This window comes from Pseudomonas auratipiscis, from assembly GCF_036324085.1.
Classification (GTDB): domain Bacteria; phylum Pseudomonadota; class Gammaproteobacteria; order Pseudomonadales; family Pseudomonadaceae; genus Aquipseudomonas; species Aquipseudomonas auratipiscis.
Genome location: NZ_JAZDCU010000001.1, coordinates 23333 through 43734, shown reverse-complemented (window position 1 = coordinate 43734; position 20402 = coordinate 23333). Strand labels below are relative to the sequence as shown.

At 59.6% G+C, this 20402-nt stretch carries 16 protein-coding genes; 7 read left to right on the top strand and 9 right to left on the bottom strand.

The genetic code is table 11. The features are described from left to right. Positions 1 to 132 precede the first annotated feature (132 nt). Positions 133 to 672, top strand: coding sequence for a gluconokinase (locus V0R60_RS00230; protein WP_136476586.1), 540 nt, complete (start codon positions 133 to 135; stop codon positions 670 to 672). Positions 673 to 769: 97 nt separating this feature from the next. Further along, entirely contained in the window at positions 770 to 2122 is a 1353-nt protein-coding gene (locus V0R60_RS00225) for a GntP family permease (protein WP_136476588.1), read from the top strand. Positions 2123 to 2184: 62 nt separating this feature from the next. Here V0R60_RS00225 and yiaY read toward each other — a convergent pair whose 3' ends face one another. Together yiaY and ilvA are read right to left on the bottom strand one after the other, a co-directional pair. After that, a complete protein-coding gene (gene yiaY / locus V0R60_RS00220) occupies positions 2185 to 3333 on the bottom strand; it encodes an L-threonine dehydrogenase (RefSeq protein WP_330078721.1) in 1149 nt (382 codons plus the stop codon). A gap of 82 nt (positions 3334 to 3415) precedes the next feature. Then, positions 3416 to 4978 (bottom strand): threonine ammonia-lyase, biosynthetic, encoded by a 1563-nt coding sequence (gene ilvA / locus V0R60_RS00215; protein WP_136476592.1) that lies wholly within the window; start codon positions 4976 to 4978, stop codon positions 3416 to 3418. A gap of 299 nt (positions 4979 to 5277) precedes the next feature. Here ilvA and wecB point away from each other — a divergent pair, with 299 nt between their 5' ends. Both wecB and V0R60_RS00205 read left to right on the top strand, forming a co-directional pair. Next, positions 5278 to 6435, top strand: coding sequence for a non-hydrolyzing UDP-N-acetylglucosamine 2-epimerase (gene wecB, locus V0R60_RS00210; protein WP_330078722.1), 1158 nt, complete (start codon positions 5278 to 5280; stop codon positions 6433 to 6435). Positions 6436 to 6450: 15 nt separating this feature from the next. Next, positions 6451 to 7521, top strand: a complete 1071-nt coding sequence (locus V0R60_RS00205) for a GGDEF domain-containing protein (RefSeq protein WP_330078723.1) — start codon at positions 6451 to 6453, stop codon at positions 7519 to 7521. A 10-nt stretch (positions 7522 to 7531) separates the two neighbouring features. On the opposite strand, the gene V0R60_RS00200 is transcribed toward V0R60_RS00205, so the two are convergent. Together V0R60_RS00200 and V0R60_RS00195 are read right to left on the bottom strand one after the other, a co-directional pair. Beyond that, a complete protein-coding gene (locus V0R60_RS00200) occupies positions 7532 to 8830 on the bottom strand; it encodes an ATP-binding protein (RefSeq protein ID WP_330078724.1) in 1299 nt (432 codons plus the stop codon). Between the two features lie 6 nt (positions 8831 to 8836). Next, positions 8837 to 9538, bottom strand: a complete 702-nt coding sequence (locus tag V0R60_RS00195) for a response regulator transcription factor (protein ID WP_136476598.1) — start codon at positions 9536 to 9538, stop codon at positions 8837 to 8839. A 157-nt stretch (positions 9539 to 9695) separates the two neighbouring features. Here V0R60_RS00195 and V0R60_RS00190 point away from each other — a divergent pair, with 157 nt between their 5' ends. From V0R60_RS00190 to mobA, 3 genes are all read left to right on the top strand, one after another. Next, entirely contained in the window at positions 9696 to 10874 is a 1179-nt protein-coding gene (locus tag V0R60_RS00190) for an efflux RND transporter periplasmic adaptor subunit (protein WP_330078725.1), read from the top strand. Positions 10875 to 10885: 11 nt separating this feature from the next. Next, positions 10886 to 14014 carry an efflux RND transporter permease subunit gene (locus V0R60_RS00185; protein WP_330078726.1) on the top strand — a complete coding sequence of 1043 codons (3129 nt, stop codon included), beginning with the start codon at positions 10886 to 10888 and terminating at the stop codon, positions 14012 to 14014. Between the two features lie 61 nt (positions 14015 to 14075). Then, positions 14076 to 14651 carry a molybdenum cofactor guanylyltransferase MobA gene (gene mobA / locus V0R60_RS00180; RefSeq protein WP_330078727.1) on the top strand — a complete coding sequence of 192 codons (576 nt, stop codon included), beginning with the start codon at positions 14076 to 14078 and terminating at the stop codon, positions 14649 to 14651. 16 nt (positions 14652 to 14667) lie between these two features. Here the strand turns inward: mobA and V0R60_RS00175 are convergent, their stop codons facing one another. The 5 genes from V0R60_RS00175 to V0R60_RS00155 all read right to left on the bottom strand — a co-directional run bounded on the left by V0R60_RS00175 (position 14668) and on the right by V0R60_RS00155 (position 19992). Then, a complete protein-coding gene (locus V0R60_RS00175) occupies positions 14668 to 15096 on the bottom strand; it encodes a MarR family winged helix-turn-helix transcriptional regulator (RefSeq protein ID WP_330078728.1) in 429 nt (142 codons plus the stop codon). Between the two features lie 108 nt (positions 15097 to 15204). Then, complete coding sequence (gene rpe / locus V0R60_RS00170) at positions 15205 to 15891, bottom strand: ribulose-phosphate 3-epimerase (protein ID WP_136476608.1); 687 nt, start codon at positions 15889 to 15891, stop codon at positions 15205 to 15207. 12 nt (positions 15892 to 15903) lie between these two features. After that, positions 15904 to 16830, bottom strand: coding sequence for an alpha/beta hydrolase (locus V0R60_RS00165; RefSeq protein WP_136476610.1), 927 nt, complete (start codon positions 16828 to 16830; stop codon positions 15904 to 15906). Further along, positions 16827 to 18404, bottom strand: a complete 1578-nt coding sequence (locus V0R60_RS00160) for a class I adenylate-forming enzyme family protein (protein ID WP_330078729.1) — start codon at positions 18402 to 18404, stop codon at positions 16827 to 16829. The genes V0R60_RS00165 and V0R60_RS00160 overlap by 4 nt, the downstream gene beginning before the upstream one ends. Next, positions 18391 to 19992 (bottom strand): phosphopantetheine-binding protein, encoded by a 1602-nt coding sequence (locus V0R60_RS00155; RefSeq protein WP_136476614.1) that lies wholly within the window; start codon positions 19990 to 19992, stop codon positions 18391 to 18393. Before V0R60_RS00155 ends, V0R60_RS00160 begins: the two co-directional genes overlap by 14 nt. Positions 19993 to 20402: the final 410 nt, after the last annotated feature.

Here is a 20402-nt window from a genome sequence, read left to right as displayed (position 1 = left end):
GCATAACTGCAGGTGACCTGAAATGAGCATCCAGACTGCTAAATACAAGATCAATAACATCTGGGTAAGAAGCGCCCGAGCAGTACTTGTCTCGGCTCAAGATAGCGCTATCTTTCCCTGCAGGAGGTATCGATGAATCCATCCCTGTCCGCGATCGTGGTAATGGGCGTAGCTGGCTGCGGCAAAAGCTGCGTCGGTGCCGCCATTGCCGGCCTCAGCGGTGGTCGCCTGATCGAAGGCGATGCCTTTCACCCCGCGGCCAACATCGACAAGATGAGTGCCGGCATTCCCCTTGACGATGACGACCGAGCCGGCTGGCTGATTCGCCTGGGCGAAGAGCTGCAGGCCACCCTCAAGTCCGGCGCACGCCCCATCCTTACTTGTTCGGCCCTGAAAAAACGCTACCGCGATGCCCTGCGTCATGCAGTGCCAGACCTCGGTTTCGTGTTTCTCGACCTGACGCCCGAAGAAGCCAGCCGCCGGGTACTTGCTCGCCCCGGGCACTTCATGCCCGCAAGCCTGATCGACAGCCAGTTCGCCGCCCTCGAGCGCCCTGATGGCGAAGGCCTGACCTTGCCACTGGACGCCACCTTGCCGGTGGAGCAATTGGCCATGCAGGTAGACCTGTGGCTAAAGCCCTGCGGTGAGCCGGTGTTGGCGCGAACAGCCTGAACAGGCGGTTTTCCAGCTCACCCGAGATAGCGCTATCTCAACCCGTAAACATTGCAAATGCTCCGCCCACAACAACGACAAGATGAGGCACTGAACCATGTTCGGTTTGGCAACTGATACCTACCTGCTGCTTGATGCGGTAGTCACCATCGTCGGCCTGGTGCTACTTATCACCCATTTCAAGGTCCACCCCTTCGTCGCCTTGACCCTGGCTGCCGGATTTCTCGGACTTACCTCCGGCATGCCCGTGGCCAAAGTCATGAAATCGTTTCAGGACGGCTTTGGCGGCGTACTGGGCTTCGTCGGTATCGTCCTGGCCCTGGGCACCATGCTCGGCAAGTTGATGGCCGATTCCGGCGGCGCCGACCAGATCGCGCAAACCTTGATTCGGGCCTTTGGCAAACAAAAAGTGCACTGGGCAATGATGTTTGCCGCGTTTCTGGTCGGCATCCCCTTGTTCTTTGAAATCGGCTTCGTGCTCCTGATTCCACTGGTATTCATCGTCGCCCGGCGTTCAGGGGTGTCGCTGATCAAGATCGGTATTCCGTTGCTGGCTGGCTTGTCAGTGGTGCATGGCCTGGTTCCTCCACACCCGGGCCCGTTACTGGCGATTGGTATCTTCAACGCCGATATCGGCAAGACTATTTTCTACGGCCTGATCGTCGCCCTGCCCACGGCGATTATTGCCGGGCCGTTGTATGGCAATTTCATTTCCCGCTATATACCGGGATCGCCATCGCAAGAGTTGATGGACCAGATTGCCCGCGAATCAGAACAGAAAAACCTGCCCAGCTTCAGCGTGACGCTGATTACCGTGCTGCTGCCGGTGTTCCTGATGCTGCTGAAAACCTTCGCTGACGTGGTACTTCCTGCCGAGCACATCGTGCGGCAATGGATGGACCTGATCGGCCACCCCATCACCGCCCTCCTCGCCGCCTTGTTACTGGCCTTCTACACCTTCGGTGCGGCTCGCGGCTTCTCCCGCCAGCAGATCATGAAACTGCTTGATCAGAGCCTTGCCCCCACCGCCGCCATCATCCTGATCGTGGGTGCAGGAGGTGGCTTCAAACAGATGCTGGTGGATACCGGCGTGGGAAATGTCATCGGGGAAATGGCGGTGCAGGCGCAAATATCGCCGATCATGCTGGCCTGGCTGGTTGCTGCGGTGATTCGCATCGCAACCGGCTCGGCGACGGTGGCAACGATTACCGGTGCCGGCATCGTCGCGCCGGTGATTGGCATGATGCCCGGCGTCAATCGCGAGCTGCTGGTACTGGCGACCGGCGCTGGATCGTTGATCCTCTCTCACGTCAACGACGCCGGATTCTGGCTGGTGAAACAGTACTTCAACATGACCGTGGCAGAGACCTTCAAAACCTGGAGCATGATGGAAACCATCCTCTCGGTGGTCGGCATCATCTTCATCATGCTGCTGTCACTGGTGGTCTGAGACGCAATGCAGGCGTAGCGCAGTCTGTTGAGGACTGCATCTACGCCTGAACTACACCTTGGTCAGAACGCCGCTTTGAAAATCGCCTCAATCTCCTCCTGACTGGCCACCCGAGGGTTGGTCAGGCCGCAGGCGTCTTTCAATGCGTTGATGGCCAACGTCGGAACATCAGCCTCCTTGGCACCCAACACCGCCAACCCCGCCGGAATATCAATCTCGCGAGACAATTGCTCGATCGCAGCAATCGCCGCCGCGGCGCCCTGCTGCGCGTTCATGCCCGATACATCCACACCCATGGCCTTGCCCACATCGCGCAACCGCTCGGCACTGACCTTGGCATTAAAGCGTTGTACGTGAGGTAGCAGAACAGCGTTGCACACTCCATGCGGCAGATCGTAGAAACCACCCAACTGATGAGCCATCGCATGCACATAACCCAACGAGGCATTGTTGAACGCCATGCCCGCAAGGAACTGGGCATAGGCCATGTTTTCCCGCGCCTGCAGGTCGCTGCCATCGGCTACCGCCTGACGCAGGTTGGCACTGATCAGTTCAATGGCCTTGATTGCGCAGGCATCGGTAATCGGTGTAGCGGCAGTGGATACGTAAGCCTCGATGGCGTGGGTCAGTGCATCCATCCCGGTCGCGGCAGTCAGGCCCTTGGGCATGCCAGCCATCAGCGCCGGGTCGTTGACCGAGAGCAAGGGCGTGACGTTACGGTCGACAATGGCCATTTTTACGTGACGGGCTTCGTCGGTGATGATGCAAAAACGCGTCATTTCACTGGCTGTACCAGCCGTGGTGTTGATCGCAATCAGCGGCAGTTGCGGCTTGGCCGAGCGGTCGACGCCTTCGTAGTCGCTGATATGCCCACCGTTGGTGGCGCACAGGGCAATACCCTTGGCGCAGTCATGCGGTGAGCCGCCACCCAGGGAAATCACGCAATCACAGCCCTCACGCTGCAACTGCGCCAGCCCCTGCTCGACGTTGGCGATACTGGGGTTGGGTTTGGCACCGTCGAAAATCGACGAGTCGATGTCGCGCATTGCCAGCATTTCGGCGATGCGCTCCGCAACGCCGGCTTTGGCCAAGCCTGTATCCGTAACGATCAGGGCCTTGCGCAATCCATAACCGGCGATGGCGGCCATCGCTTCGTCCAGGCAATCGATGCCCATGATGTTGACGGCGGGGATGAAGAACGTGCTGCTCATGGCGAAATCCTCATGCAAAATTCCATTGCCTCAAGGATCCGCCACTCCTCCGTGCGCCGTGTTGATCTGGGGCAAACCTAGCTCAGCCAAGAAACAACCGATAGGCCGGGTTATCGGTTTCATCCCAATAGCGATAGCCCATGGCATCGAGGGTCGCCGGCATGTCTGCCTGCTCCTCTTCAGGCACCTCCAGCGCCGCGAACACTCGTGCTTCGGCGGCACCATGGTTCCGGTAATGGAACAGGCTGATGTTCCAGCGCTTGCCCAGACGTTCGAGAAAGCCCAGCAAGGCGCCCGGACGCTCCGGGAACTCGAAGCGCAACACGCGCTCGTCGGCATCCGGCCCGGCATGCCCGCCTACCGTATGGCGCACGTGCAGCTTGGCAAGTTCGTTGTCGGTCAGATCAAGCACGCTGTAGCCCTGGGCACGCAGGCTGGCCAACAGTTGATCACGAGGGTCATGCTGGGGGTGGGTCTGCACGCCTACAAACAAGCGAGCTTCCTTGCCTGGGTAATAGCGGTAGTTGAACTCGGTAATCTGACGCTTGCCCAGCGCCTGGCAGAAAGCCCTGAAACTCCCGGGCTGCTCGGGGATGGTCACGGCGATAATCGCTTCACGCTGCTCGCCCAGCTCGGCACGCTCGGCAACATGGCGCAGGCGGTCAAAATTGACATTGGCGCCCGAATCGATGGCCACCAGCGTCTGCCCGCTGATGTGTTCACGCGCGACGTACTTCTTGATCCCCGCTACTGCCAAAGCACCGGAGGGCTCGGTGATCGAGCGGGTGTCGTCGTAGATATCCTTGATGGCGGCACACAGCTCATCATTGCTGACCGTGATGACCTCATCCACATAATGCCGGCACACCTCAAAGCAGTGGGTACCGATCTGCGCCACCGCCACGCCCTCGGCAAAGCTGCCAACCTGCGCCAGCACCACCCGCTCGCCAGCCAGCATGGCAGCCTGCAGGCAATTGGAGTCCTGGGGCTCGACACCAATGACTTTCACTTCAGGTCGCAGGTATTTGACATAGGCGGCAATCCCGGCGATCAACCCACCGCCACCGACCGGGACGAAGATTGCATCCAGTGCCCCGGGTTGCTGGCGCAGGATTTCCATGGCCACGGTGCCCTGGCCGGCAATCACATCCGGGTCGTCAAACGGTGGGACAAACGTCGCGCCTTCGCTGTCGGCCAGTTTCAAGGCATGGGCCAGCGCATGAGGAAAGCTGTCGCCATGCAACACCACTTCGCCACCGCGTGAACGTACGCCGTTCACTTTAAGCTCGGGGGTGGTGGTTGGCATGACGATGGTTGCGCGCATGCCCAGCTCACGGGCGGCCAGGGCTACGCCTTGGGCATGGTTACCGGCCGAGGCAGTGATTACGCCACGGGCACGTTGAGCGGCGCTGAGTCGGCTTAGGCGATTGTAGGCACCACGGATCTTGAACGAGAAGGTCGGCTGCAAGTCTTCGCGCTTGAGCAGTACCTGGTTGTCCAGAGCCTCGGACAAGGCAGGCGCGCGTTGCAAGGGCGTCTCGATGGCCAGGTCGTACACCGGGGCAGCAAGAATGCGCCGCACATAGTCGGACAGCAGATTCAGCGACGCGGACGGTGTGCGAGGGCTAACGGCAAGGCTGGTCATCAGTGACTCCTGGTTTTTTTAAAGTGCCCAGGAGAGAGAGAAAAAACCCGCCTCCAGGGCGGGTTCTGTGCAAGTGCCAGCTAGCCCGCCAACTCGATAATGGCGGTAATAATGCTGTGCTGAGGCAAGTGCAGGAATGTGTTCATGCCAGCGAAACTAGCGTAGTCACCCAGGCTAAGTCAAGCGTCCAAATCCCTCTCGCTCATTGGACAAGCACTGCTTCTGCTGCTTGTATCTAAGGCCTACAGAGTACCGAAAGCGCGCAGCGCAGAACCCTGGCAAGGGACGAGGAAGGAGCAATGGCGTACACAGTCATGATGGTATTTGGCACACGCCCTGAAGCTATCAAAATGGCGCCCCTGGCCCAGTTGCTTCGCCAGTGGCCTGATATAGACCTGAACATCTGCTCCACTGGCCAACACCGCGAAATGCTCCAACAAGTGCTTAGGGACTTTGGCTTGAGTGTCGATGAAGACCTGCACGTCATGACCCAAAACCAATCCCTCAACGGCTTGTCGCAGGAGCTTTTGGAGCAACTGAGCGCCACCTATGCGCAGATCAAGCCGGACATTGTCCTCGTTCATGGCGGCACCACCACCAGCTTCATCGCGGCCCTCGCCGCCTTCAACCAACAGATCCCCATCGCTCACGTCGAGGCCGGCCTGCGTACCGGCAACCTCAAGGAGCCCTGGCCAGAAGAAGCCAACCGCCGCCTGACCGGCGTCATCACCGACCTGCACTTCGCGCCGACCACCAAGTCCCGCGACAATCTGCTGCGCGAAGGCGTGCCGCTGGAGAACATCGAGGTGACCGGCAACACAGTAATCGATGCTTTGTTGTGGATGCGCGAGCACCTGCACAAGAGTCGCTGGAAACCATCCGCCGACTCCCCCCTGGCACAACTGCGCGATGACCAGCGCATGGTGCTGATCACTGGCCACCGCCGAGAAAACTTCGGCCCCGCGTTCGAGCGCATTTGCCTGGCCGTGGCCGAGCTTGCCCTGCGTTATCCGCACGTGCAATTCGTCTACCCGGTGCACCTTAACCCACAGGTACAAAAGGCAGCGTACGCCCTGCTCTCGCATCAGGCGAACATCTTGCTGGTGGCGCCGCAGGACTACCAGCATTTCGTCTGGCTGATGGACCGGGCCTATTTGATCCTTACCGACTCCGGCGGCATCCAGGAAGAAGCGCCTGCCCTGGGCAAGCCGCTACTGGTGCTGCGCAAGGTGACTGAACGGCCATCGGTGCTTGAGGGTGGCACGGTAAAACTGGTCGGCACCCAGACCGAACGAATCGTCAAGGAAACCAGTCTTCTGCTCGACGACATTGAAGCCTACAAAAAAATGAACCGGGTATTCAGCCCCTATGGCGATGGCCATGCCAGTGAGCGTATTGCCGAACGTTTGAGCCGCTGGCTCGAGGAACGCGCCAACGGACGGGAGCGACTTTTTTGAGCAAGCCGGAACTCAATGTTTAGAACCATCGAACAACAGGTTCGTCGCAGTGTCACCACACCGGCTCTGCGCGAAGAATTTCGCCAATACGATTTCGAGCGACTGAAGTCGTTCTGCATTCTTGTTTTCAGCGTCAGTATTGGCATCTGGACGCTCTTCGACCTGATTGTCAGCTATGTGGCCGGACAGGGGTTCACCTATCTGTCGATAGTGTTCATCACCAGCATGCTGGTGCTTACCATCGTTCTTTGTTTTCTGCGCAAGGCCGCACACTTCGATGTGCTTAACCTACTGTTCGTCGCGGTGATAACCCTGGCCATGCGCTTGGTGATCGAGGGTCTGCCAATTTCGTTGCACCCGGCCTGGATGGTACTGGGTGCCTCCAGCGTGCTGTACAGCGTGTCAGTGCTACCGGTACGGCGCTGGTCGTTCTTTGCGGCGATGCTGGTCACTTGGATCAATTTGCACCCTTTTCAGGTCGCGGGCATCGAGTTGTTCAATCTGCGCGGTAGCCTTTTCCTTTGCTACGGCACCTTTCTGAGCAGCCTGACGCTCTATACCTATCTGAAATTGCGACGTTCCAAGCTGGATAACTTCTACATGTCCAAGCTGCTGCTAGAGCAGGCTTATGTCGACGCCCTAACCGAAATTCCCAATCGTCGCTCATTCATGACCAAAGCGCAGAACTTCCTGGAACAAGGCATCGCCCAGAGCAGCTACCTGGCGATGATTGATATCGACAACTTCAAGAAGATCAACGATCAGTTCGGTCACGATATCGGCGACGCGGTGCTCAAGCGCACCGCCGCCACTATCAAGGCCTCGATGAGCGAGTTCGAATACGCCCGCCTGGGCGGCGAAGAGTTTGTCGTTTGCTTGTGGGGTGTCAGCCTCGAACACGCCGAGCAGCGGGTCGATCTACTCTGCCGCAACGTTCGCCAAGATCGCACCGAGCACCCGGTAACCATCAGCATCGGCCTGACCCGCATCGACCCCGCAGAGTCCCTGAGCGCTGCATTGGTCAAGGCCGATGAAGCCTTGTACCGGGCTAAACACCAGGGCAAGGATCGCTACGTGGTGCACTAGGCGCAAAGATTCAACCTCGCGGTAGACGAATCCGGAATTGCGCCCCACCCAAGGCTGACTGAGCCACGGTCAAGGTTCCGCCCTGCCCTTCGATCGCCCGTCGGCTGATTGCCAGGCCAAGACCAAACCCACCGGTAGCGCGATCCCGGCTACGGTCCAGGCGATAGAACGGTTGGAATATCAGCTCGCGCTGGTCGGGGGGAATACCGATACCGTCATCCTCGACCGTCAACAGGCAGTGACCTTCGCTGTCCAGGCTCAAGCGTAGCAATAGCTGCCGGTCACAGTAACGCATGGCGTTGCGCACCAGATTCTGCACTGCCCGTGCCGTCAGGCGCGGATCGAGGATAAAGCGCGGCAGGTTGTCATCGGCGCGGACCTGCCACTCGATACCGCGACCATCGAGTTCTTCGGCAAAGCTGCCAAGTATGCTGTCGACCAGTTCCAGCAACGAAACCTCGACCCGCTCGCGCGCCTGATCAGCATTCTGCAAACGACTATAGGACAGCAGTTCAAGCACCAGCTCATCCAGCTCGCGCACATGCCCGACCAACTCCAGCAAGCGCTTGCGACAGTTGAAGGGCACTTCGTCGAACAGCAACACCAGACCAAAATCAAGGCGGGTCAGCGGTGTGCGCAGCTCGTGGGAAACTGCATTGAGTAACTCACGCTGCTGAGTCAGCAAGCGCTCGACGTCCTGGGCCATGGTGTCGAACACCTGAGCCAGCTCGCCAATGTTCGAGCTGGCGGGTATCTGCGTACGCTCCGACAAGTGCCCCTGCCCCAGGCTGCGAGCAGTCACCTTAAGGCGTTCCAGATCACGCCAGTGCGGCCACACCCACAGCAGCAAACAGCCGAGCATGGCGGCACCTATCAGTACCGTAACGCCCCAGGACAGCAGGTTGATGTCCATGGGGTCCGGCGGGCTGCGCAACTCCACCGCCCAGGTCGCATCCAGTGGCGCCAGCGCCGAATCGTAATACCCCCAATCGCCCAGACGCACGACGTTTTCACCGCTCGCCAGGCGCGCACGGTCGGCATCCGACAAGCCGATCTGGTCCTGACGCCGCAGTTCAATCTGCAACGGGTCGAAATCGGCTGCCAGTTCACGCGCCACGGCCGGCCAGCGCTCGGCCGGTACCTGGTGAAAGCGCTCGACGATGAGCTTTTGCACACCTTTGGCCTGATCCAGGTTATAGGCGATAAAACGATCATGAAAGGCACCGACGATGGCGTCGGGAATCAACAGCAACGCCCCGGCGTAGGCGACGATGATCACCAAGTACAGGCGAACCAGAATCTTCAGCATGCGGCGTCAGAACTCCCATTCCACGCGACTGAACAAATAACCCTTGCCCCACACCGTCTTGATCTTGCGGGCCTCGCCGGCACTGTCGTCGAACTTTCGCCGTAACTTGGAGATCGCCACGTCCACGGAGCGATCGGTGCCATTGAATTCGATGCCACGCAACTGTTGCAGTATCCGGTCACGGCTAAGCACGACGCCGGCATTGCGCGCCAGCACCACCAGCAAGTTGTACTCGCCACTGGAGAGCTCGACCAGTTGTTCACGCCAGAACACATTGCGCTCCGCCAGGTCGATTCGCAGACCGCCAACCACAATCAGGTCGGTCTCCATACGGGGTTCATTGACGCTGCTGCGGCGCAGCAAGGTGCGCACCCGGGCCAGCAGTACCCGAGGCTCGCAAGGTTTGGTGACATAGTCGTCAGCACCCATTTCCAGACCTAGCACCTGGTCATGACTGTCATCACGAGCGGTCAGCATCAGAATCGGCAAGGACTGCGACTCTGCCCGCAACAAGCGGCACACCTGGAGTCCATCGAGGCCCGGCAGCATCAGGTCGAGAATCACCAGGTCCGGCTTGTTGCGTCGAGCCTCCGCCAGCACGTGGTCGCCACGGGCAATTACCGTGACACAGAAATCGTTGCGCTGCAGGTAGCTGGCGATCAGTTCGGACAAGGCGCAGTCGTCTTCGACCAGGAGGATGTTCGGCATGGGCAATTTGACAGGATGGGAAAGTCGGGCAAGGATATAGGACCTTGCGCGCCGCCAGCGCAACCCTTCACACTTTTTCACACTCGGCCTACACAGCTTAACAGTTGGACGTTGGCCTCCTGCCTTAGCATTGCCGGGTCATTTATGGAAGATCCGCATGTTCAGTTCAAGCCCCGTCCGTCCGCGCACCCTGTTGCCGCTGCTGGTCGTCATGTTGTCCCTTGGCGCATGTAACGACGGCGTACCCGAAGAACAGAAAGCGCCGCCCAGCACCGTCAGTATCGAAACGGTGACCGTTCAACCCCTGGCCATCAGCACCGAACTCAACGGTCGCATCCTGGCGCCCCGTGTCGCTGAAGTTCGCGCACGTGTTGCGGGCGTGGTACTCAAGCGCGTGTACCGTGAAGGCAGCGACGTCAAGCAGGGCGATGTGCTGTTCCGAATTGATCCTGCACCTTTCCAGGCCGACTTCGACAGCGCGCGTGCCATCCTGGCCAAGGCCGAAGCGACGCGCTACCAAGCACGCCTGCAGGATCAACGCTATCGCGAGCTGATCACCATCAATGCCATCAGCCGCCAGGATCACGACAACGCACGCGCCGCAATGATGCAGGCCGATGCCGCCGTAGCCGAAGCGAAAGCTGCGCTGGAACGGGCCAGGCTGAACCTTGGCTACGCGACCGTAACGGCACCGATTTCCGGTCGAATTGGCCGTGCCTTGGTGACTGAAGGCGCATTAGTGGGGCAGAACGAAAGCACCCCACTGGCGACCATTCAGCAATTGGACCCGATCCACGCCGATGTAACTCAGTCGACCCGCGAACTCAACGCCCTGCGGCGAGCCCTGCGCGCCGGCGAATTGCAGCAGGTTGGCCGGGACCAGGCCAGCGCCACCTTGATTCAGGACGACGGCACGCCTTACCCGCTGCCCGGCAAGCTGCTGTTCTCGGACATCAGCGTCGATCCAAGCACCGGGCAGATCACCCTGCGCAGCGAGTTCCCCAATCCAGACCTCGACCTGCTGCCCGGCAGTTTTATCCGCGTGCGTCTGGAGCAAGCCATCAAGCAGCAAGGGATCAGCGTGCCACAACGGGCCATCCTGCGTGACAGCGCGGGCAATCCACGGGTATTGCTGGTGGATGCCCAGCAGCGTATCAGCGAGCGGCCAGTGGTACTCAGTAGCGTGCAGAACGACCGCTGGATCGTCAGCCAAGGCCTGGCCCCGGGTGACAGGGTGGTGGTCGAGGGTTTGCAGCACGTCAATCCGGGCGACCAGGTACAGGTCGATAACGCGGGCAAGGACGCCCCTTCCATCGCCAAGACCATCGGCCAGTGAGGGCCTGATTCATGCCGCAGTTTTTTATTGACCGCCCGATTTTCGCCTGGGTGGTCGCGCTGTTCATCCTGCTCGCCGGTGCGCTGGCCCTCCCGCAGTTGCCAGTGGCGCAATACCCGGACGTGGCACCACCGCAGGTCGAGATCTACGCTGTCTATCCGGGTGCGTCGGCACAGACGGTCGACGAAAGTGTGGTCAGCTTGATCGAGGAAGAGCTCAACGGTGCCGACAACCTGCTGTACTTCAGCTCTCAAAGCAGCCTCGGCAGCGCCACCATTACCGCGACGTTCGAACCGGGCACCAATCCGGACCTTGCCCAGGTGGATGTGCAAAACCGTCTCAAGGTGGTGGAGTCGCGCCTGCCACGCCCGGTCACCCAGCAAGGCCTGCAGGTAGAGAAGGTATCAACGGGTTTCCTGCTGCTGGTTACCCTCACTGCCGAGGACGGCGCCCTCGATGAAGTGACGCTGAGCGACTTTCTGGCGCGCAACGTAATGAACGAAATCCGCCGCCTCAAGGGCGTCGGCAAGGCCCAGTTGTATGGCTCCGAGCGTGCCATGCGGATCTGGCTCGACCCGCAGAAACTGATCGGTTTCAACCTGACGCCCGACGATGTCAACGAAGCCATTGCCGGTCAGAACGCCCAAGTTGCTCCTGGTAGCATCGGTGACCTGCCTGGTACCGGCACCCAGGAAATTACCGCCAACGTGGTGATCAAGGGTCAACTGAGCACCGTGCAGGAGTTCAGCGATATTGTCCTGCGCGCCAATCCGGACGGTTCCAAAGTCACCATTGGTGATGTCGCCCGTGTCGAAATCGGCAGCCAGGAATACCAGTACGGCACCCGCCTCAATGGCAAGCCGACCAGTGCCTTCAGCGTGCAACTGTCGCCAGGTGCCAACGCCATGGAAACGGCCACCCTGGTCAGCAATAAACTCAATGAGTTGTCCCGCTTCCTGCCGCCTGGGGCCAAATTCGACATTCCTTACGACACTTCGCCGTTCGTCAAAGTGTCGATCCAGCAAGTGATCACCACCCTGCTGGAGGCCATGGCCCTGGTGTTCGCGGTGATGTTCCTGTTCCTGCAGAACATTCGCTACACCTTGATCCCGACCCTGGTGGTGCCGGTGGCACTGATGGGCACCTTTGCGGTGATGCTGGGACTGGGTTTTTCGGTCAACGTACTGACCCTGTTCGGCATGGTGCTGGCTATCGGTATTCTAGTGGACGACGCCATCGTGGTGGTGGAAAACGTCGAACGCATCATGACTGAAGAAGGCCTGGCACCGCGCGATGCGACCAAAAAAGCCATGGGCCAGATCAGCGGCGCAATCGTCGGTATTACCCTGGTACTGGTGGCGGTGTTCTTGCCAATGGCCTTCATGAAAGGCTCAGTAGGGGTGATCTACCAGCAGTTCTCGGTGTCCATGGCGGTATCGATTCTGTTCTCGGCGTTCCTCGCCTTGAGCCTCACCCCTGCCCTGTGCGCCACCTTGCTTAAACCGATTGCCAAGGGCGAACACCACGAGAAGCGTGGTTTCTTCGGCTGGTTCAACCGCCGCTTCGACAGCCTTACCAATGGCTATCAGCGCTGGGTCATCCAGGCGATCAAGCGCAGCGGGCGCTATCTGATGGTGTACGTGGTACTGATCGCAGGCCTGGTGTACGGCTTCAGCCAACTGCCGTCCTCGTTCCTGCCCACCGAGGACCAGGGCTATACCATCACCGATATCCAACTGCCGCCAGGCGCGAGCCGCGCCCGTACCGAACAGGTAGCGGCGCAGATCGAAGCGCACAACGCCACTGAGCCAGGCGTTGGCAACAGCACCCTGATCCTTGGTTTCAGTTTCTCCGGTAACGGTCAGAATGCTGCCCTCGCGTTCACCACCCTCAAGGACTGGTCCGAGCGTGGTGCAGACGACAGCGCCCAATCGATTGCCGACCGGGCCAACGCTGCCTTCAGTCAACTCAAGGACGCGATCGCCTATTCCGTGTTGCCGCCGCCGATCGATGGCCTGGGTACCTCCAGTGGTTTCGAGTTCCGCCTGCAGGATCGTGGTGGCCTCGGACATGCCGCGCTGATGGCTGCACGTGACCAGTTGCTGGCCAACGCCGAGAAGAGCCCCCTGCTGATCAACGTGCGCGAAAGTGCCCTGGCCGAAAGCCCGCAAGTGCAACTGGAAGTCGACCGCAAACAGGCCAACGCCCTGGGGGTGTCGTTTGCCGACATCGGCAACGTACTCAACACGGCGGTGGGCTCCAACTACGTCAACGACTTCCCCAACCAGGGGCGTATGCAGCGCGTGGTGGTTCAGGCCGAAGGCGATCAACGCGCCCAGGTTGAAGACCTGCTGAAAATCCACGTGCGAAACAGCAGCGGCAAGATGGTTCCGTTGTCCGCGTTTGTGCAGGCCAAATGGATCACAGGCCCCGTGCAGTTGACGCGATACAACGGCTACCCGGCGATTGCCGTGTCTGGCGAACCGGCACCGGGCTTCAGCTCGGGCCAGGCCATGGAGGAAGTCCAGCGCCTGGTCAACCAACTGCCCGCGGGCATGGGTCTTGAGTGGACCGGCCTGTCGCTGCAAGAGCGACTCTCAGGTGCCCAGGCGCCGATGTTGATGGCTCTGTCGCTGCTGGTGGTTTTCCTCTGCCTGGCGGCGCTGTACGAAAGCTGGTCAATTCCGACCTCGGTGCTGCTGGTGGTGCCGCTGGGTGTGCTGGGCGCCGTGATTGCGGTGAGTTTGCGCGGCATGCCCAACGATGTGTTCTTCAAGGTTGGCTTGATCACCTTGATCGGCCTTTCGGCAAAGAACGCGATTCTGATCATCGAGTTCGCCAAGAGCCTGGTCGATGAAGGCCATGACCTGGTCGACGCCACGGTCCAGGCCGCTCGTTTGCGCTTGCGCCCAATCGTCATGACTTCGCTGGCCTTCATCCTCGGTGTAGTGCCTCTGGCGATTGCCAGCGGCGCCAGCTCAGCTAGCCAACAGGCCATCGGCACCGGTGTTATTGGCGGTATGCTCAGTGCGACCTTGGCCGTGGTCTTCGTGCCCGTGTTTTTCGTTGTGGTCATGCGCCTGACCGGCAAGCGTCGGGCGCGCACCAGCAACACCCAGGCCCAGGTCCAGCAGCACTGATCTGGACAGACGGCGGCGTGCATGGGAAGGTGGGCAACTGACTCTACCTGGAACCTTACCGATGCCCGCCGCCACTGCCCCCTGCTCCATCCTTCTGCTTGCCGGTGGTCGCGGCCAGCGCATGGGCGGCGAAGACAAGGGCTTGCTGTCCTGGCAGGGCAAACCATTGATTGCCCACATCCAGGCCGTGGTGCGCCCGCTCACCGATGATCTAATCATTTCCTGCAATCGCAATCACGACCAGTACCGGCCTTTTGCCGATCAACTGGTCAGCGATGCCCACGCAGATTTCCCAGGGCCACTGGCGGGCGTCCTGGCCGGCCTTGCGGTGGCACGGCACCGCTGGATGCTGGTACTAGCCTGTGATGCGCCACTGATCGACCAGGCACTTATCGGTGACCTCATGAACCAGGCCAATGAGCAAGATCAGCCGGCAATGGTCCGTCAGGGTGGATTCTGGCAACCCATGTTCAGCCTGATTCCCTGCGCACTGCGCGCCGACCTTGAACTCGCCTGGCAACAAGGTGACCGCGGCATCCAGCGCGCGTTGCTCAAGCACCCGGTGCGGGCACTGGAGTACGGCGAAGATGACCCACGCCTGAGCAACTTCAACACCCCAGCGTTTCTCCAGCGCTGAATCGCGCCTGGGCGAATCAGCGCAACCGCGACCGAATCCGCTGGCAGACCTGCAGCACTTGCTGAACCTCACCCTCGCCGAGGTCGATCTTGCAGGCCATGCTGTTGAACACCCTGGCTGCTTCAGCCTTGAGCTCGCGCCCTTTATCAGTCAGCAGCAGGTTGCGCCGGCGACGGTCGTTCGGATCCAGGTAGATGGTGATAAAACCGTTGTCAGCCAGTCGCCTGACGATAGGCGTCAGGGTACCCAGGTCAAACAAGGTCAGTTCGCTCAAGGCGCTGATCGACACATCGTCCTGGCCCCACAACCCAGCCATCACCAGCAATTGCGGGTAGGTGATGCCACGCTGTTTCAATGGTTCGGCGTAATCACGAACCATGGCATTGGCGGTCGAGTACAGCGAGAAGCACAGCATCTTGTCAAAGTCGAAGGTCGGGTCAAGCATGCCCGTCTCCCTCGGCTCGACTGAACGACTGCAAGGTGGTTTCAATTTTATTGTGCAAGGACAGATAACTCATGCTGGATTCGCGAGAATCATGGGTATGTGCGCTTATTATTGGTGGCGGCCGGCAACGGCATCGGCAATTTTGCCGCGCAAGGCCGAGATCGTGCTGCGGTAGTCATGCTGGGCGAATATCGCTGTTCCGGCAACGAACATGTCCGCGCCCGCTGCAGCAACCTGACCGATGGTTTCCAGGTTGACGCCCCCATCCACCTCCAGTCGAATGCTGCGGCCACTGTGGTCGATCAGCTTGCGCGCTGCGGCAATCTTGGGCAACACCTGGGGGATGAAGCGCTGACCACCAAAACCAGGATTGACCGACATCAGCAGGATCAGATCCAGCCGATCCAGCAGGTATTGTGCGGCGTCCAAGGTCGTTGCCGGGTTGAACACCAAGCCAGCCTTGCAACCCAGATCCTTGATCAACTGCACCGAGCGGTCCAGGTGCAAGGTTGCCTCGGGATGGATTGAAATGTAGTCGGCACCGGCCTCGGCGAACGCCTGAATCATGCTGTCTACCGGCGTGACCATCAAGTGCACATCGATCGGCGCGGTAATGCCGTGGCTGCGCAAGGCCTTGCAGAACTGCGGGCCCATCGTCAGGTTGGGTACATAGTGGTTATCCATTACATCGATGTGGATGACGTCGGCACCGGCTGCCAGTACCTGCTCGGCCTCCTCGCCCAGCCGGGCGAAATCGGCTGCCAATATCGACGGTGCGATCCAGAACTCTTTCACGGGTGTACTCCATTACTCATTGACTAATCGTTGCCGCGACCCTGACCCACCCTGCCCCAAGGCAGCGCTGAGCTGTGCGATCAACTCCGGTGTTGGTACGTCCAGATGAAAGTGATGGCCGCCCTCGTGCCAGTGCACCTGGGTCTGCGCGGGCAAGGCGTGCTTACGCTTGTCGAACGCTGCGCCAGCAAACAATCCCTGGCGCCCGAGCAACAGGTGCAGGGGGCAACTGATCTGCTGCAAGAACTCGCAGGCCTGGCCTTCGGTCAGTTGCATCAGCTCGGGCAGTACCAGGCGCGGGTCATGTCGCCAGCGATAGCCATGCCCAAGATTGAGCAGGTCGCGCTGGGCCAACAACCGTGCACCTTCGCTGCTCAGATTGCCAGAGACACTGTTCTGCCGTTCCTTGATCGCCATCTCCAGGCTGCTGAACTGTGCCTCTTCAGGCCCACTGAAGCCATGCATGCGCGTGCGCAGGGCCAATCGCAGCAAACGCTGGGACTTGCGCAGGTGCTCAACGGTGTTGCCGTCGTCCAGGGCAAACGGCGCACCCATGCCGTCGATAAACACCACGCTGGTAATGAAGCGGTTCATGGCGGCAAGAATCGACGCTACGCCGCTGCCCATGGAGTGACCCAGCACAGAAAAGCGCTTCCAGCCCAAGCACTCGACCAACGCGTTCATATCGTCGGCGTGTTCCCACAAGTAATAGCCGCTGTCGGCCCGGCGGTGATCGGAGCGTCCGTGTCCGGCCATATCCGGTGCTACCACAAAGCAATCGCGCAACCAGGGTGCAATGCGTTCAAACGAGGCCGCGTTGTCCAGCCAGCCGTGCAGGGCGAGCACCGGATGGTTGCCCTCTTTGCCCCAGGTGCGCAAGGCAAAATGGTTGCCGTTGACGTCCAGTGACTGATCGCGACCTGACTGCCCCAGCTTCATCCGGGCACCGCCAGCGGGGCATTGCGCGCCGACTGCTGCAACTGCAGCAAATCGACTTTGCCGTTGGCAGTACGTGGCAGGCTGACTTCAATACTGATGCACAACGGCACCTTGTGTGCCTCAAGGCCTAGCCTGCAGTGTTCGAGTAGCTGCTCGGTGCTAAGGCTCACATCCTGGCCAAGGGTCACGAACGCGCAGAGCCCTTCACCAACGGCAGCATGCTCGACGCTGACCACCGCAGCGGCCTCCACCCCGTCGATGGCATAGAGAAAGCCTTCAACCTCATTGGGACTGACCTTCATACCACGGGACTTGATCATGTGATCCATGCGTCCGCGAAAATACAAATAGCCATCCTCGTCGAGACTGCAGTAGTCACCGGTATACAGCACACTCTCTCCGGGATAGCGCCCGGGCTTGAGTTTCATTGCGGTAGCAGTGGGATTGCGCCAATAGCCGGCCATGACCGTAGCCCCGCGAATCACCAACTGGCCAACCTGATGGGGCTCATCGATACGCCGGTCTTCATCGTCCACCAGCCACAGTTCGGTGTTGGGAATGGCGATACCGACGCTGCCGGGCTTGGTGTCGATGTCTTCCGGTGGCAAGTAGGTACAGCGCTTACATTCGGTCAAACCGTACATCGAGTAGATCTGCGCCTGGGGAAACAGCGCTTTCATCTGGGCGATATGCGGCGCCTTGAGCGCTGCACCGGTATTGGTGACCATACGTACATCGGCAAACACCGCCTCGCGTTTGTGCGCGTACTCATGCAACAACATGAGCATGGTCGGCACGAATGGAATCACACTGACCTGGTACTGGCGGATCTTGCGAATCAGGAAAATCGGCCAAGTGAATTCTTTTTCCAGCACCAGAGTGGCTCCGGCGCCAATGGCCATGATCATCTGGTACAAGCCGTAGTCGAAGGACAGCGGCAACGAACACAGCACGTTGTCGCTTTCGTTGTAGCCAAGGTAGGTGTTCAACGAGTGCAGCGCTGCGAGCATGTTGCGATGGGTCAGCATCACACCCTTGGCTGCACCGGTAGACCCTGAGGTGTAGATAATCGCGGCAAGGTCAAGGTCAAGATTGCCACAGGGCAGCGGTACACCTGCACCTTGGCCGAGCAGGCTTTCAAAGGTTTGGGCGTGTGTTGAACCGGCCTCGCCATCGAGCAACACGATCGAATTCAGGTGTCCGAGCTCGGCCAGACGGTCTCCCAGGCTGCCGATTTTCTCGGTGGTGGTGATCAGCACCGAGGCCTCGGCGTCGCGAAGAATATAATCGAGGCTGTCCGCCGGGGTCTCAAGGCCGACATTCACTACCACGCCGCCCGCTTTGAGGATGCCCCAGAAAGCACAGACCGTTTCTACCCGGTTACCCAGGCACACCACCACCCGCTCCTGGCGCTGCAAGCCGTTGACCTGCAGACCGGCAGCCAGACGCGCGCTGGCGTCGTCCAGTTGCGCGTAGGTGTAGGTCTCATCGGCGTAGATGATCGCAGCTTTGTCCGGATGCAAGCCGTTGCGCGTCTCCAGTACATGTTGCAGGAGCACTTCAGGCGCTTTCATGTTGCACCTCGACCACCTCCGAAGACCGCGACGCTGAGCGCGTCTGTCGATGCGCATCGATATAACCGGCCAACGTCGCGACGGTGTTGAAGTGCCCCGGGACTATGGTGTCCGGATTGACAAAGAAACCGTCGATTTCGTCCTCCAGGCTGATCAGCAGTTCCATGGAGGTAAGCGAGTCCAGGCCCAGGTCGTCACGCAAGTGGGAGTCGCTGTTGATGACGGTATGTTCCGGCAATTTCAGTACCACGCGCAAAATGTCGCCGAGTTGGCGCTGGGTGGCCAACTGCGTGTCAACGGCCGGTTCAGCGTCAGGGGCCGGACGCAACATGGCTTGCAGGGATACATCGGTGTGGCTGTCGCGAATATCCAGGGCGGTCTGCCGCGCCCGAGCAAGAAATAGCTGGTTGTGGCTGACCACCACTTCGGCCGGATGGCCATGACTGTGAAACAGCGTGGGCGACGCGGTTGGCCCGTACGCGCCCGAAGCCGTCACGACCAGCAGGTCACCCTCTTGCAAGGTTTCGAGCTGAACGTCGCGCCCCAGCAAGTCATCGGGGCTACAGAGCGGCCCGGAGATATGGTAGGTAGACAACGGCGCGCCGGTGCTTCCCGAGGCTTTGACAATGCGGAAGTTGCGCTTGAGTACCTGCCCGCTGCCTGCTGCAGCACCGTGGCAGTTGGTTCCACCATCGGTGACAGCAAAGACCTTGCCGTGGTTGTCCTTGATATTGTCGACGGTAACCAGCAACGACCCGCATTTGCCAGCGATAAAACGGCCCGATTCAAGAATGATCCGGGTACGCGGAAATTCGTGATGGAAGGCATTGAACAATGGTGCAATCAGCTGCTTGAGATGGGCGACGTCGAGTTCTGTTTCATTCTCGTAGTACTTGATACCCAGACCGCCCCCCACATCGACCATGCGCATGTCCAACTGGTAGCGCAAAGAGAGACTGCGGAATAGGTCGAGGATGTACGCCGAGTTGTCGTATACCGACTGAGCGTCGAGGATTTTGGTGCCGTTGTAGACGTGAATACCTTTGATCTTGATATTCGGCATCGCCACATAGTCGCCGAAGTTGGCCACCGCAGTGTCTTCCTGGATGCCAAAGTGGGTGGGCCGCCCGCCCATCTTCCAGGGCGAACCTGCCGCTGAAAAATTTGGATTGATGCGAATAGCCACTGGAGCCTCACAACCCAGCTCCCCAGCCAGGGTCGAGAGCTTGCGCAGCTCGCTTTCAGATTCGACAACGATGGCGAACACCCCTACTTCCAGGGCCCGACGGTGTTCCTCGGGCTTTTTGTAGGGACCGAGCAGAATGATGTCCTGCGCTGCCACTCCTGCTTTGAGCGCAATTTCCAGCTCTGCCAGCGAGCACACTTCGGTGTTGCCACCGTATGAACGGATCAACTTCACCAAGGACAGGTTCGGGTTGACCTTCAATGCATAGAAGATATCCACGCACTCCGGCAATGCGTCCCGCAACTCGTTGAAGCTGCTACGTAACACCGCTTCATCGTAGAGGTACGTCGGTGTCCCGAACGTCGCTTTGGCCTGAGTGACGAGTTCCTTGGAAAGCTTCATCTGTTGCTCCCATCGTTCTTATAGTGTCCCGCGGCAGCGACGGTGCTTATGTCGGCGTGTAAGCGCCGTCGCACACGTTCGATGGCGGATTGGCTTCTTGTCTAAGCGCACATCACTGACGGGCCGTTGCGACCCTCGCCAATACTTTGCGCGCAAAGTTTGTGGAAATTCTGCGGGTGGGCCAAAGGTGATGTCAAGGTAATTCCACTGACTTGAGAGTGCGGCATAAAGCCACCTCGCCAGAGGTTATTTCCTACAGAACAGAGATATTTCGTCGCACCCGGTCCATATCAGTAGGGTTTACACCCAGCAAATACAGGGGCTTTATCTGATCCGGTTTTCTGTCGGGTTTCTGAGTCTGTTTTGAAATACGGCAGCTTCCTACAGTCGGCGCCGATGTCTTGCCCCCT